The following is a 12,858-nucleotide window of genomic DNA, read 5'->3' as shown; positions in this document are numbered from 1 at the left end:
TTCACAGCGAGTTGGGCCCCCATAGGTGTGAACGGGTGGTGGAAATGCGCATCATCTTGACATGAACCTGCGACCCAGGGGTGGGTCGCATCCTCATGGAGGTGTGGGAATGCACCGCAGACTCGCCACCGGACTCACCGCCGCTGCCCTGGCCGTGACCACCGTCGTCGCCACCGCGGCGGCCGCCGACGCCGCCCCCGCCGACAAGGCACAGGTCCTCGCGAGCTGGACGCAGACCAGCGCGTCCAGCTACAACGCCTGGACCGCCGCGCGGGCGAACAAGTCCGCCTGGTCCGCCTACGGTTTCGACTGGACCACCGACTACTGCTCCTCCTCGCCGGACAACCCGTTCGGTTTCCCGTTCAGCACCTCCTGCGCACGGCACGACTTCGGCTACCGCAACTACAAGGACGCGGGCACCTTCAGCGCCAACAAGTCCCGTCTCGACAGCGCCTTCTACGAGGACCTCAAGCGGGTCTGCGCCGGTTACGGCGGCGCCACCGAGACCGCCTGCAACAGCACCGCCTGGACGTACTACCAGGCCGTGAAGGTGTTCGGCTGACGAACCCGGGCAGGCGCCGCCGCCAGCGCGGCCGCCGCACTGGCGATGCCCAGGACGGCGCCCGCGGCGACGTCTCCGGGATAGTGCACGCCGGTGTGGACCCGGGAGTAGCCGACGGCGCCCGCCAGCGCGCCGAGCGGCACGGCCGCCTCGGGCAGGACGACGCCGACGGCCGTGGCGAACGCGACCGCCGCGGCCGTGTGCCCCGACGGGAAGGACGCCGACGCGGGCATGGGCACATGGCGGTCCACCGTCACCCGCGCGGCCTCCCGGTCCGGTCGCGCCCGGTGCACCAGACGCTTGCCCAGCAGGTTCGCCGAGGCCGACGCGACGGCGACCGCGCCCACGCCGACCAGGGCCGCGTGCCGCGCCCGCGCACCGCCCAGGGCGAGCGCGGCGGCGATCCCGAGCGAGACCTTCGAATGGTCCGCCGCATGGGACAGGCGCCGCAGCGCGCGGTCGAGCGCGGGCGTGGACGTGCCGGCCACGGCCGCGTACAACGCCCCGTCCACGGCCCGCAGATCCCGGAGCACGGCCTCGAGGGCCCTCTTCGGCGCGGACCCCGGACCGGCGGGCGGCGGCCCGAGCGGGCCACGGGTGCCGCCGTCGGCATGGGTCGGTTCGGTCATGGGCTCCTGCTCCGCGGGAGAGGGGACCCGCACCATCCTGGTCGTCCGCGGCCCCGGCGGCGCGCGGGCGGGGTCCGTCCGGGGGGCGCCGAGGAGCGGGGTGGTCCGTCCCGGTGGAGTCGCCGAGGAGTGGGGTCCGTCCGGGGGACGTTGCCGAGGGCGCTGGGTCCGTCCGGGGCTGTTGCCAAGGGGCGGGGTCCGTCCTGGTGGAGTCGCCGCGGAGCGGGGTGGTCCGTCCCGGGGGCCGAGGGAGCGGGAGCGGTCCAGGGGGCGTCGCCGAGGAGCGGGACCCGTCGGCGGCGTCGCCAAGGAGCGGACCCGTCCGGCGGGTGTGGCCCGGACCGGACGGGGCCACGCGCCGGTGGGCCGTCGGCCGCCCCTCGCGGAGTCGGCCGGCGGCCCGGGTGGCGAGGCGGTGGGTCAGTCCGCGGCCTTGAAGCCCCGCAGTCGCAGACTGTTGCCGACGACGAAGACGGAGGAGAAGGCCATGGCGGCTCCGGCGATCATCGGGTTGAGGAGTCCGGCCGCGGCGAGCGGCAGGGCGGCGACGTTGTAGGCGAAGGCCCAGAACAGGTTGGACTTGATGGTGCCGAGCGTCCTGCGGGCCAGCCGGATGGCGTCGGCCGCGGCGCGCAGGTCCCCGCGGACGAGGGTGAGGTCGCCCGCCTCGATGGCGGCGTCGGTACCGGTGCCCATGGCGAGTCCCAGGTCGGCCTGGGCGAGCGCGGCGGCGTCGTTGACCCCGTCGCCGACCATCGCCACCGAACGCCCCTCGCCCTGCAGGCGCTTGACGACGGCGACCTTGTCCTCGGGCATGACCTCGGCGACGACGTGCTCGGCGTCGATGCCGACCTCGCGGGCGACGGAGGCGGCCACCGCCTCGTTGTCCCCGGTCAGCAGCACCGGAGTCAGGCCCAGGGCGCGCATCCGGGTGATCGCCTCGGCGCTGGTGTCCTTGACCGCGTCGGCGACCTCCAGGACCGCCCGGGCCTCGCCGTCCCAGGCCACGGCGATCGCGGTGCGGCCGTCCCGCTCCGCCTCGGTCTTGGTCCGGGCCAGACCGGCGGGCAGTTCCATGGCCCACTCGGCGAGCAGCTGCTCGCGGCCCACCAGGACCGCGTGGCCCTCGACGACGCCCTGGACGCCGAGCCCCGGCACGTTGGCGAAGTCCTCGGGGGCGGGCAGGGTGCCGACCCGTTCGGTGGCGCCGGCGGCCACCGCCCGGGCGATCGGGTGCTCCGAGGCGTGCTCCAACGCCCCGGCCAGCCGCAGTACTTCGGCCTCCTCGGTGCCTTCCGCGGTGTGCACGGCGAGCAGGGTCATGCGGCCGGTGGTGACGGTTCCGGTCTTGTCCAGGACGATGGTGTCGACCTTGCGGGTGGACTCCAGGACCTCGGGGCCCTTGATGAGGATGCCGAGCTGGGCGCCGCGCCCGGTGCCGACCATCAGCGCGGTGGGGGTGGCCAGCCCCAGCGCGCAGGGGCAGGCGATGATCAGGACGGCGACGGCGGCGGTGAACGCGGCGGTCAGCCCGGAGCCGTTGCCGATCCAGAAGCCGAGGGTGGCCAGCGCGAGGGCGATCACGACGGGGACGAAGACGCCGGAGATGCGGTCGGCGAGCCGCTGGGCGGCCGCCTTGCCGTTCTGCGCGTCCTCCACCAGCTTCGCCATCCGCGCCAGTTGGGTGTCCGCGCCGACCCGCGTCGCCTCGACCAGCAGCCGGCCGCCCGCGTTCACGGTCGCTCCGGTGACCCCGTCGCCCACGCCGACCTCGACCGGCACGGACTCGCCGGTGAGCATCGACGCGTCGACGGCCGACGTGCCCTCGACGACCGTGCCGTCGGTGGCGATCTTCTCACCGGGGCGGACCAGGAAGCGGTCCCCGGCCTTCAGGTCCCCGACCGGGATCTGCTCCTCACGGCCCTCCCTGACCACGGTGACGTCCTTGGCGCCCAGTTCCAGCAGGGCCTTCAGCGCGGCACCGGCCTTGCGCTTGGAGCGGGCCTCGAAGTAGCGCCCGGCGAGGATGAAGGCGGTCACCCCGGCCGCGGCCTCCAGGTAGATGTTCCCGGAGCCGTCGCCGCGGGAGATGGTCAGCTCGAAGGGGTGGGTCATGCCGGGGGTGCCCGCGGTGCCGAGGAACAGGGCCCACAGCGACCACAGGAAGGCCGCCGACGTGCCGACCGAGATCAGGGTGTCCATGGTGGCCGCGCCGTGCCGGGCGTTGGTGAACGCGGCCCTGTGGAAGGGCCAGGCCGCGTACGTCACCACGGGCGCCGCCAGGGTCAGCGACAGCCACTGCCAGTACTCGAACTGCAGCGCCGGCACCATCGCCATCGCGATGACCGGGACCGCCAGCACCACGGCCGTCACCAGCCGCTGCCTCAGCGGTCGCAGCGCGTCGGCGGGCTCGGCGCCCTCCGCGCCGCTCACGGGCTCGGTTCGGACCGACTCCGGTTCGTGGGCCGTGTACCCGGTGGCCTCGACCGTGGCGATCAGCTCCGGGACGGAGACGTCACCGGCATAGCTGACCTTCGCCTTCTCCGTCGCGTAGTTGACGGTGGCGGTGACCCCCTCCATCCGGTTGAGCTTCTTCTCGATCCGGGCGGCGCACGAGGCACAGGTCATGCCGCCGATGGCGAGTTCAACCTCGGCCGGTGCGCTGGTCGTACTGGTGGTCATGGCTGCTCCTGATGCGGGGTCGTCGGCCGGGACCCGGCGTCGCGGGTCCCGGCGGTGCGGCGGGGGAGTGCGGGCCGGTCAGGCGCGGCCGGTCAGCTCGTAGCCGGCCTCGTCGACCACCGCGGCGATCGCGGTGTCGTCCGGCTCGGCGGCGGTGACCGTGACCCGGCCGGTGTCCAGCTCGACGTCGACACCGGTCACACCGTCCAGCTCACCGATCACCCGGGTGAGCGTCGCGCTGCAGTGACCGCAGCTCATGCCGGACACGGCGTAGGTGGTGGTGACGGGGGAGGCGGCGGGAGTGGTGACGTTCGAGGGCATGACGTTCCTCCGGAGATCGTGGAGCCGATACGGGGCGGGGGTATCCGTCCCCGGCGGTTCCATGTATACCCCTGGGGGGTACTGAAAGCAAGTGTCTCCATTGCTTGACTGGGTACCCCCTAGGGGTATGGTGAAGTGCATGGAGAGGTCTTCGCGAGACCCGGAGACCCGCAAAGCGAGGAGACGACCGCCATGCACACCGGACTGAGGATCACCGCCTTCGCGGCCGCCCTGGCCGCGACCTTCGGCACCGCCTACGGCGTCGGCGCGGGTGTGGACCCGATCGTCGCGGACAGCGCATCCGCGCCCCACGAGGAGCACGGCGAACGGGACGACCCGGGCGGCCCGGACGAGCCGTCGTCGCGGCCGGAAGGGGGCGACGGCCACGGGGCGCACGAGAGTGCCCCGGCCGGCGGCCTGCAGGTCTCCGAGGGCGGCTACACCCTCGACCTCGCCACCCCGCGCGTCACCGCCGGTCAGCGCACCGAACTGCGCTTCACGGTCCGGGACGCGAGCGGCGACGCCGTGACCGCGTACCGGCGCGAGCACGAGAAGGAACTCCACCTCGTCCTGGCCTCACGCGACCTGGTCACCTACCGCCACCTGCACCCCACCCGTGCCGCCGACGGCACCTGGAGCACCCCCGTCGACCTGCCCGCGGCGGGCGGCTACCGGGTCTTCGCCGACTTCACCCCGGCCGGCGAGGACACCGAGAACCTCACCCTCGGCGCCGACCTGGCCGCCTCGGGCCGGTACGAGCCCGCACGGCTCCCGGTTCCCAGCGGCACCGCCCGGGCCGACGGCTATGAGGTGGAACTCGACGGTTCCCTGCGCCCCGGCAAGGCGAGCGAGCTGAAGCTGAAGGTGTCCCGCGACGGCGAACCCGTGGGCGACCTCCAGCCCTACCTCGGCGCCTACGGCCACCTGGTCGCCCTGCGCGCCGGCGACCTCGCCTACCTCCACGTCCACCCGAACGGCGAACCCGGCGACGGCACCACCGAGCCCGGCCCGGAGATCTCCTTCACGGCCACCGCGCCCAGTGACGGCACCTACCGCCTCTACCTGGACTTCCGGCACCGGGGCGAGGTCCACACCGCGGCGTTCACCGTGCGCGCCGGATCGACGCCGGGCACGACGGAATCCGCGCCGGCCGCCACGCCGGAGCACACCGACGGCCACGGGCACTGACCGGCACCACCGCCGGGGCCGGTGCCCGCTGCGGAGGACCCTCAGGCTGTGACGACCCGGACCCCCGCCTCCTCGAACCCGCGCACCAGCTCCGGGTCGGCCGCGCCGTCCGTCACCAGCGTGTCCACCGACCCGGTCGCGCAGATCCGGGCGAAGGCCCGCCGGCCCAGCTTGCTGGAGTCGGCGGCCACGACCACCCGCTCGGCACGCTCGCACAGCAGCCGGTTGATCGCGGCCTCCGCCTCGTCGTGGGCCGCGGCGCCGTGCCCGACGTCGAAGGCGACGACGCCCAGGACCGCCACGTCGAGGGTGACCTGGCCCAGCACCCCGTCAGCGAGCGGCCCGATCAGCTCGTACGACTGCGCCCGGGCCACACCGCCGGTCACCACGATCTTGAACTGCGGCCGAACGGCCAGCTCGTTGGCGATGTTGAGCGCGTTGGTGACCACCGTCAACGCGGGGGTGCCGGAGGCAAGGTCGGCGCGCACGGCCAGGGCGCGCGCCACTTCGGTGGTCGTCGTGCCCCCGGTCAGCCCCACCGCCTCGCCCGGCGCCACCAGGGCGGCGACCGCCTGCGCCACGCGCTGCTTCTCCGAGGCCCTGCGGGCGGTCTTGTAGCGCAGCGGCAGCTCGTAGGACACCCCGTGGACGACCGCGCCACCGCGCGTGCGCACCAGCATCTGCTGCTCGGCGAGCCGGTCGAAGTCGCGGCGGATCGTCGCGGCCGAGACCTCCAGCTCGGTCGCCGCCTCCTCGACGTCCAGCCGGCCGCGCTCGACGAGCAGCTCCAGCAGCGCCTTCCAGCGGGCGTCGCGCGACATCCGCGCCTCCGTTCCTCGACCTCGCCGACCCTAGCGCACCGCCCTCTTCCGCAGATTGCTTGATAGTGCTCGAAAGATCGCTATACCTTGCAGGAACAATCAGTCCGGGTCCGGGGAGTGTGCGGCATGACGTATGTCGAGGACGAGCTCAACAGCCAGCCCGCGTGCTGGACGCGCGCCGCGGCCGAGGCGACGCGCCACACGGCAGTGCTGCCGGCGGCGGGGGAGCGGGTGGCGATCGTCGGCTGCGGCACCTCGTACTTCATGGCGCAGTCGGCGGCGGCGCTGCGCGAGGACGCGGGCCTCGGCGAGACGGACGCCTTCGCCGCCTCCGAGTTCCCGCCGGGACGGACGTACGACCGGGTCGTGGCCCTCACCCGTTCCGGCACCACCACCGAAGTGCTGACGCTGCTCACGCAGTTGAAGGGGCGTACCCGCACGGTGGCGCTCACCGCCGACCCGGGGACCCCGGTCATGACCGCCGCCGACGACGTGGTCGTCCTCGACTTCGCCGACGAACGGTCCGTCGTCCAGACCCGGTTCGCGACCACCGCGCTCACCCTGCTCCGCGCCCACCTCGGCCTGCACACCGAGGCCGTCGTCGCCGACGCCCGCGCCGCGCTCGCCGGCGAGCTGCCCGAAGGGCTCGTCGAACGCACCCAGTTCACCTTCCTCGGCCGCGGCTGGACCGTCGGACTGGCCAACGAGGCCGGCCTCAAGATGCGCGAGGCGTCCCTGTCCTGGACGGAGGCGTACCCGGCGATGGAGTACCGGCACGGCCCCGTCAGCATCAGCACCGCGGGCACGGCGACCTGGATGTTCGGCGAGGCGCCCGAGGGCCTGGCGGACCAGGTGCGCGACACCGGCGCGCTGTGGGTGCCCGGCGGGCTGGACCCGCTCGCCGAACTGGTGCGCGCCCAGCGGCTCGCCGTCGCCGTCGCCTCCATCCGCGGCCTCGACCCGGACCGCCCGCGCCACCTGACCCGCTCGGTCGTCCTCGCCCCCTGACGCCCGCTCGGACGCAGGGTCCCCCTCCTCCGGCTACTCCTTGACCGCCCTCAGGACCACGAACTTCCGGTCGCCCGCCACCAGCTCGCTGTTGCCGAACAGGCGCCGCAGCTTGACGTGGTAGCCCAGGTGCCGGTTACCGACCACCCACAGTTCGCCGCCGGGGCGCAGCACCCGCCGCGCCCCGGTGAACATCCGCCACGCCGTGGCGTCGGTCGTCGCCTGGTGGGAGTGGAACGGCGGATTGTTCAGCACCAGGTCGGCACTGCCGTCCGGCACCCCGGCCAGTCCGTCGCCGACCCGGAACTCCGCCCGGCCCGCGACCTCGTTCGCCCGGTACGTGGCCTCGGCCGAGGCCACCGCCTGGAACGACTCGTCGGTGAACAGGACCTCGGTGTCCGGATCGGCCAGCGCCACCGCCGTACCGACCACACCGTTGCCGCAGCCCAGGTCCACCACCCGGCGGAAGCCCCCGGGCTCCGGCAGGTGCCGGAGGAAGAAGCGGGTGCCGATGTCGAGCCGGTCGGCGCAGAAGACCCCGGCGTGGTTGACGACGGGCCGGCCGGAGAGGAGCGGTCCGACGTCGTCGGGGAGCCGGTAGCCGAGCGGCCAGGGGTTGGCGGGCGGCTTCAGCGCGGGGTCGGGTTCGGCGAAGATCAGCCGGGCCTTCTTCACGGCAAGTGAGGTCCGGGTCGGCCCGACGATCCGCTCGAACAGCCGGAGGGTCGAGGTGTGGATCTCCTTCACCATCCCGGTGCCGACCACGACCGTGCCCTCGTGCAGCGCGGGCGCCAGCCGCAGCAGCTGGTCCTCCAGCAGCGCCAGGCTCTTCGGCACCCGCACCAGCAGCACGTCGACGCGGTCCGGCGGCGGATCCTGCGTGGTGAGCAGGCGCACCGAACCCGGCTCGACGCCGCCGCGCTCCAGATTGGCGCGCGTCGCCTCCCGGGCCAGGTGGGAGTCGGTGATCTGCACCGGCCGGTGCGCCGCCAGCGCCGTCACCAGCGCTCCCCAGCGGTCGCCGACGACCACGACCGTGCCGTCCAGCGGCACCTCCCGCTCCGCGAGGTGCCCCAGCAGGTACTCGTCGGACGCGTCCCAGGCGCGGAGCCGGTCGCGCGGGTCCTCGGGGTAGCGGGACAGCACGTGGGTGCCCCAGGGCGTCGTCATACGGTCGTCGCGGTCGCTGCGGTGCTCCGTGCTGCGGTGCTCCGTGCTGCGACGGTTCGTACTGCGGTCGTGCGTGCTGCCGTCGTTCATCGTGTGCCCAGGCTAGCCGAGCCGCAGCTCAGCGCCGGTCGCGGCCGGGAGGCGGGGCGCGGAGGCAGGATGGGGACATGGACGCCGAGCTGTTCCCCAGGACCCGCGCCGAGACCGCGCCCGGCGCCGTCCACGTGCCGGACTGGCTGACCCCGGGACGGCAGCGCGAGCTGCTGGAGGCATGCCGCGAGTGGGCCCGCCCACCGGCCGGACTCCGCACGGTGCGCACCCCCGGCGGCGGCACCGTGACCGCCCGGCAGGTCTGCCTCGGCCGCCACTGGTACCCGTACGGCTACGCCCCCAGCGCCGTCGACGGCGACGGAGCCCCGGTCAAGCCCTTCCCGGACTGGCTCGACGACCTCGCCCGCCGCGCGGTGACCGACGCGCTGGGCGCCGAAGCGGTGGCAGGGGAGCCGTACGACATCGCGTTGGTCAACTTCTACGACGCCGACGCCCGCATGGGCATGCACCGAGACGCGGACGAGCGCTCCGGGGCCCCCGTGGTCTCCCTGAGCCTCGGCGACACCTGCGTCTTCCGCTTCGGCAACCCCGAGACCCGCACCCGTCCCTACACCGACACCGAGCTGCGCAGCGGCGACCTGTTCGTCTTCGGCGGCCCTTCCCGGCTCGCGTACCACGGGGTGCCGAGGGTGCACCCGGGCACCGCGCCGCCCGAGTTGGGACTCGCCGGGCGGCTGAACATCACGCTCCGGGGCAGCGGCCTCTAGGCACGCCGCCCGGACGGATCATGGGAGACTCCCCCTCATGAGCGGCAAGGCGGACCCCCGGGCGGCGGGGGAAGGGACCACCTCGAGGACGCGGTTGGACCGGGGGCGCGGTGCGCTCGGGCCCGCGTTGGAGCTCGTGCACACCGGACGCGCCCCCACCAGGGCCGTCCTCACCGCGGAACTGGGCGTGACCCGGGCCACGGCCGGGGCGGTCGCCGCCGAGCTGGAGGCGCTCGGCCTGATCCGGGTGGACGCCAGGCCCGGCGCGGCGGCCGGTTCCCAGGGCCGCCCCTCGCACCGCCTCTCGGTCGCCGAGGACGGACCCGTCGTCCTGGCCGCCCAGATCCACGCCGACGGATTCCGTGCCGCCCTGGTCGGTCTCGGCGGCCGGATCGTCGCCACCGCGCCCGGCTGCGAGGTCGTCGACGCGGACCCCGCGAAGGTGCTGGGCTCGGTCGTCGAGGCGGGCGCGGAACTCCTGCGGGAGACCGGGCGGCGCTGCGTCGGCGCCGGACTCGCCGTGCCGTCGGCCGTCGCGGAACCGGAGGGCCTGGCACTGAACCCGCTGCACCTGGCCTGGCCGGCCGGCGCGCCCGTTCGGGAGATCTTCGCGCGGCAGGTGCGCGCCGCGGGAATCGAGGGCCCCGCCTTCACCGGCAACGACGTCAACCTCGCCGCCCTCGCGGAGCACCGCCACGGTGCCGGACGCGGCGCCCGCGACCTGCTCTGCGTGGCCACCGGCCACCGCGGTGTCGGCGGCGCGCTGGTCCTCGACGGCCGGCTGCACACCGGCAGTTCGGGCCTCGCGCTGGAGGTCGGCCACCTCGCCGTCAACCCCGAGGGGCGCCCCTGCCACTGCGGCAGCCGTGGCTGCCTGGACGTGGAGACCGACCCGCTGGCCTTCCTCACGGCGGCCGGCCGCACGCCGGGACCCGAGGTGTCCCTGCTCCAGCAGTCCTACGACCTGATCCGCGAGCACTACGCCGACCCGGACGTCCGCGCCGCCACCGAGACGCTCATCGACCGCCTGGGGCTGGGCCTCGCGGGTCTGGTGAACATCCTCAACCCGGACCGCATCATCCTCGGCGGACTCCACCGCGCGCTTCTCGACGCCGACCCCGAGCGGCTGCGCGCGGTCGTCGCCGGGCGCAGCCTGTGGGGCCAGAGCGGCGGGGTGCCCATCCTGCCCTGCGGCCTCGACCACAACAGCCTGGTGGGCGCGGCCGAGTTGGCCTGGCAGCCGGTCCTGGACGACCCGTTGGGCGTGCCGGCGTAGGCGGTCGAGGGCGGCCGCCCCTCAGGGCGCGGGCCGGTCGCCGCCTCAGGGTGCGGGCCGGTCGCCGCCGCTCGGCGCGTTACTGAGGTCGACGACGCAGAAGACGTTGTCGTCCGGGTCGGCCAGCACGACGAAGTCCGGTTCGGGCGGGTACAGGTCCCAGTCGACGGTCCGCGCACCGAGGCCGATCAGCCGCCGCACCTCCGCCCGCTGCTCCTCGGCCGAGTCCGTGTACAGGTCGAGGTGGAGCCGGGGCCGGGGCTCGGGCGGCGAGTCGCTGCGCATCAGACCGAGGGCGTGCCCGGACCCGTCGGCGTACTCGAGCGTGCGCCAGGTCTCGCTGCTCCACTCCTCCACGGCCACCAGGGGCAGCGCCGCCGTCCAGAACGCCACCGCGCGGGGGATGTCCGTGACACCGATGACGGGGATTCCGAGTCTCAGCATGATCCCGACCCTACGTACTGCGCGAGGCCGTCGCCCAGCGACCAGTCCGCGGAAGAGTTCTCGGTCAGGGTGACGAAGACGTTGCGGGGCTCCGTCCCCGCGTACTCCTCGGCGAGCTGCGCGATCCGGCGGTACAGCGCCTCCTTCCGCCCGGTCGCCCGCCCCGCCCGCAGCGTGATCGCCACGAACACGATGCCGGCGTCCCGGCGCACACCGAGGTAGTCGTCGTGGCGCAGGGTGCCGCGGGCGGCGTCGTGGGCGGTCAGGACCTGGAAGCGGTCGTCGGACGGAATGCCGAGCGTCTCGACCAGGGCGTCGTGGACGGCCCGCCCGAGCGCGTCGAGGCGGTCGTCGTCGGTGTCGCCGCCGTGGGCGTCGATGCGGACGAAGGGCATGAGGGAGCTCCTGTCGGACGGGCCCGGAACGGGCCGCGGAACGGGTCGTCAGCGCCAGTCGACGGCGAACGCCCGGGCCGGGTTCTCGGTGAGGACGCGCCGCACCAGCTCCTCGCCCACGGCGAGCGCCAGCCGGGGAGCCACGCGGCGCAGCAGGTAGGGCATCCCCGGGCCGCCGTCGACCGACCGGGCGGAGGCCGTTGTCGTGTCGCCGCCGAGCAGCAGCCGGTCGCCGAACCCCGCCTCGGCCAGGTCCCGCACAGCCTCCGGCATCCGCCAGTCGGTGGCGTGGTTCCCCCGCGACGGCCCGTCGAAGGCCAGCCAGCACCCCGACCCGGCGGCCTGCCGGTGCGTCACGGGGTCCGGGGAACGGTTGAGATGGCCGAGGATCACCCGGTGCGACGGCACGGCCAACTCGCCGCACAGCAGCTCCAGTACGTCCAGCGCGCCGGTGCCCAGCTCCAGATGCACGGCGATCGGCGCCCCCGTCGCGTGGTGCGCCTCGGCCGCCGCCGTCATCGTCCACCGCGCGTGCGCGTCGAGCGCGTGGAAGCCGCCCGCCACCTTGATCAGCCCCGCGCGGACGCCCGACGTCCCGATGCCCCGGGTCAGTTCGGCGACGAAGACCTCGGCCGCCCGGCCCCGCAGCGCGGCGAGCGTGCCCTCGTCGTAGTGGACGTCCTGGTGCAGTCCCGTGGCGGCCACCACGTGGACGCCGGTGTCCCGGGACAGGGCGGGCAGATCGGCGGCCCGTCGGCCCAGCCCGTACGGCGTCCACTGCACCACCGCGCCGCCGCCCCGCTCCCGGAACGCTGCCAGCTCCGCCCGCGCCGCCGACGCGTCGCGCAGTTCCTCGCCGGGCTGCCGGGGACTGGCGAAGAACAGGTGGTCGTGGGCGTCGCACACCCCCAACTCCCCGCCCGGCACGTCCCCCAGGACGGTGCGGACGGCGCTCACCACTGCCGTCCCCCGGGCAGCAGGCCCCGTCCGGGCGCGGACAGGTGCAGCACCTGGAAGACCTCGCCCTCCAGCCCGTCCGGCGCGTCACCCGCGTGCAGCGAGAAGTGCACCAGCTCCCAGCGCCGGGTGTCCACGACCGCCGCCGCGAGCAGCGCCCCGTCCCCGGCAGCCAGGTGCCCGGTCTCCCGTACGGCGTCGGCCGCCGCCTCCGACAACGGCACCTCCTCCGGCACCCGCTGCCGCCGCAGGACCGCCACCCGCGCGGGGGAGCCGACGGCGCCGCCCTCCTCGTACGCCAGGCCCGTCCACTGCCGGACCGCGGGCCGGCCGAAGTCGTCGGTGGGCCGCTGGAAGGCGCCGCCCCACAGGAAGGAGTTCATGCCCTCCACGGTGTGCCACAGGTAGAACGGCGCGTACTGGTTGACGGGTGAGCCGTCCTTCTCGCGCTCGCGGATCAGATACGCCTTGAGTCCGAGTCCGGGCCAGTCGTCCAGCAGGTGCCCGGTGCGGGCCACACGTTCCCTGATGACCTCCATCGGGTAGTCGGCGGGCAGGGTGAAGGCGTACTGCATGGCATGCACGGG

Annotated in this window: 14 protein-coding genes; 5 read left to right on the top strand and 9 right to left on the bottom strand. The window is 74.5% G+C overall.

Features of this window, described 5'->3' with window-relative positions; all coding sequences use genetic code 11:
• Positions 1-109 precede the first annotated feature (109 nt).
• A complete protein-coding gene (locus IE258_RS15440; RefSeq protein WP_189743830.1) occupies positions 110-562 on the top strand; it encodes a phospholipase in 453 nt (150 codons plus the stop codon).
• Here IE258_RS15440 and IE258_RS15435 read toward each other — a convergent pair.
• From IE258_RS15435 to IE258_RS15425, 3 genes are all read right to left on the bottom strand, one after another.
• Positions 535-1,191 carry a phosphatase PAP2 family protein gene (locus IE258_RS15435; protein ID WP_189743828.1) on the bottom strand — a complete coding sequence of 219 codons (657 nt, stop codon included), beginning with the start codon at positions 1,189-1,191 and terminating at the stop codon, positions 535-537. The two genes, IE258_RS15440 and IE258_RS15435, sit on opposite strands and share 28 nt — an antisense overlap.
• 420 nt (positions 1,192-1,611) lie before the next feature.
• Positions 1,612-3,873, bottom strand: a complete 2,262-nt coding sequence (locus tag IE258_RS15430) for a heavy metal translocating P-type ATPase (protein WP_189743825.1) — start codon at positions 3,871-3,873, stop codon at positions 1,612-1,614.
• A 78-nt stretch (positions 3,874-3,951) separates the two neighbouring features.
• Positions 3,952-4,194 carry a heavy-metal-associated domain-containing protein gene (locus IE258_RS15425; protein WP_189743823.1) on the bottom strand — a complete coding sequence of 81 codons (243 nt, stop codon included), beginning with the start codon at positions 4,192-4,194 and terminating at the stop codon, positions 3,952-3,954.
• Positions 4,195-4,386: 192 nt separating this feature from the next.
• Between IE258_RS15425 and IE258_RS15420 the strand changes: the two genes are divergently transcribed.
• Positions 4,387-5,382, top strand: a complete 996-nt coding sequence (locus tag IE258_RS15420) for a DUF8832 domain-containing protein (protein ID WP_189743821.1) — start codon at positions 4,387-4,389, stop codon at positions 5,380-5,382.
• A gap of 41 nt (positions 5,383-5,423) precedes the next feature.
• Here IE258_RS15420 and IE258_RS15415 read toward each other — a convergent pair whose 3' ends face one another.
• Positions 5,424-6,203: a DeoR/GlpR family DNA-binding transcription regulator gene (locus IE258_RS15415; protein WP_189743819.1), complete on the bottom strand. Its 780-nt coding sequence runs from the start codon at positions 6,201-6,203 to the stop codon at positions 5,424-5,426.
• Positions 6,204-6,329: 126 nt separating this feature from the next.
• Here IE258_RS15415 and IE258_RS15410 point away from each other — a divergent pair, with 126 nt between their 5' ends.
• A complete protein-coding gene (locus tag IE258_RS15410) occupies positions 6,330-7,211 on the top strand; it encodes an SIS domain-containing protein (protein ID WP_189743817.1) in 882 nt (293 codons plus the stop codon).
• Between the two features lie 33 nt (positions 7,212-7,244).
• Here IE258_RS15410 and IE258_RS15405 read toward each other — a convergent pair whose 3' ends face one another.
• Positions 7,245-8,381 carry a methyltransferase gene (locus IE258_RS15405; protein WP_189744400.1) on the bottom strand — a complete coding sequence of 379 codons (1,137 nt, stop codon included), beginning with the start codon at positions 8,379-8,381 and terminating at the stop codon, positions 7,245-7,247.
• Positions 8,382-8,548: 167 nt separating this feature from the next.
• Here IE258_RS15405 and IE258_RS15400 point away from each other — a divergent pair, with 167 nt between their 5' ends.
• Entirely contained in the window at positions 8,549-9,199 is a 651-nt protein-coding gene (locus tag IE258_RS15400; RefSeq protein WP_189743815.1) for an alpha-ketoglutarate-dependent dioxygenase AlkB family protein, read from the top strand.
• A gap of 37 nt (positions 9,200-9,236) precedes the next feature.
• Entirely contained in the window at positions 9,237-10,475 is a 1,239-nt protein-coding gene (locus IE258_RS15395) for an ROK family protein (protein WP_161379108.1), read from the top strand.
• Between the two features lie 45 nt (positions 10,476-10,520).
• On the opposite strand, the gene IE258_RS15390 is transcribed toward IE258_RS15395, so the two are convergent.
• The 4 genes from IE258_RS15390 to IE258_RS15375 are packed head-to-tail and all read right to left on the bottom strand — an operon-like array spanning position 10,521 to position 12,855.
• Entirely contained in the window at positions 10,521-10,919 is a 399-nt protein-coding gene (locus tag IE258_RS15390) for a VOC family protein (RefSeq protein WP_189743813.1), read from the bottom strand.
• Positions 10,913-11,314, bottom strand: coding sequence for a tautomerase family protein (locus tag IE258_RS15385; protein ID WP_189743811.1), 402 nt, complete (start codon positions 11,312-11,314; stop codon positions 10,913-10,915). The genes IE258_RS15390 and IE258_RS15385 overlap by 7 nt, the downstream gene beginning before the upstream one ends.
• 48 nt (positions 11,315-11,362) lie before the next feature.
• Positions 11,363-12,271 carry a phosphotriesterase family protein gene (locus IE258_RS15380; RefSeq protein ID WP_189743809.1) on the bottom strand — a complete coding sequence of 303 codons (909 nt, stop codon included), beginning with the start codon at positions 12,269-12,271 and terminating at the stop codon, positions 11,363-11,365.
• A complete protein-coding gene (locus IE258_RS15375; RefSeq protein WP_189743807.1) occupies positions 12,268-12,855 on the bottom strand; it encodes a DUF4865 family protein in 588 nt (195 codons plus the stop codon). The genes IE258_RS15380 and IE258_RS15375 overlap by 4 nt, the downstream gene beginning before the upstream one ends.
• Positions 12,856-12,858 lie beyond the last annotated feature (3 nt).

Source organism: Streptomyces tendae, from assembly GCF_014650435.1.
GTDB lineage: Bacteria > Actinomycetota > Actinomycetes > Streptomycetales > Streptomycetaceae > Streptomyces > Streptomyces tendae.
The sequence above is the reverse complement of the archived record's forward strand: the minus strand, read 5'-3'. Positions and strand labels throughout refer to the sequence as shown.

Bases quoted from the DNA above. Each gene is read 5' to 3' on its own strand.
- IE258_RS15385 (WP_189743811.1), bottom strand. From the start codon at position 11,314: ATGCCCTTCGTCCGCATCGACGCCCACGGCGGCGACACCGACGACGAC.
- IE258_RS15435 (WP_189743828.1), bottom strand. From the start codon at position 1,191: ATGACCGAACCGACCCATGCCGACGGCGGCACCCGTGGCCCGCTCGGG.
- IE258_RS15420 (WP_189743821.1), top strand. From the start codon at position 4,387: ATGCACACCGGACTGAGGATCACCGCCTTCGCGGCCGCCCTGGCCGCG.
- IE258_RS15400 (WP_189743815.1), top strand. From the start codon at position 8,549: ATGGACGCCGAGCTGTTCCCCAGGACCCGCGCCGAGACCGCGCCCGGC.
- IE258_RS15395 (WP_161379108.1), top strand. From the start codon at position 9,237: ATGAGCGGCAAGGCGGACCCCCGGGCGGCGGGGGAAGGGACCACCTCG.
- IE258_RS15410 (WP_189743817.1), top strand. From the start codon at position 6,330: ATGACGTATGTCGAGGACGAGCTCAACAGCCAGCCCGCGTGCTGGACG.
- IE258_RS15390 (WP_189743813.1), bottom strand. From the start codon at position 10,919: ATGCTGAGACTCGGAATCCCCGTCATCGGTGTCACGGACATCCCCCGC.
- IE258_RS15425 (WP_189743823.1), bottom strand. From the start codon at position 4,194: ATGCCCTCGAACGTCACCACTCCCGCCGCCTCCCCCGTCACCACCACC.
- IE258_RS15405 (WP_189744400.1), bottom strand. From the start codon at position 8,381: ATGACGACGCCCTGGGGCACCCACGTGCTGTCCCGCTACCCCGAGGAC.
- IE258_RS15440 (WP_189743830.1), top strand. From the start codon at position 110: ATGCACCGCAGACTCGCCACCGGACTCACCGCCGCTGCCCTGGCCGTG.
- IE258_RS15430 (WP_189743825.1), bottom strand. From the start codon at position 3,873: ATGACCACCAGTACGACCAGCGCACCGGCCGAGGTTGAACTCGCCATC.
- IE258_RS15415 (WP_189743819.1), bottom strand. From the start codon at position 6,203: ATGTCGCGCGACGCCCGCTGGAAGGCGCTGCTGGAGCTGCTCGTCGAG.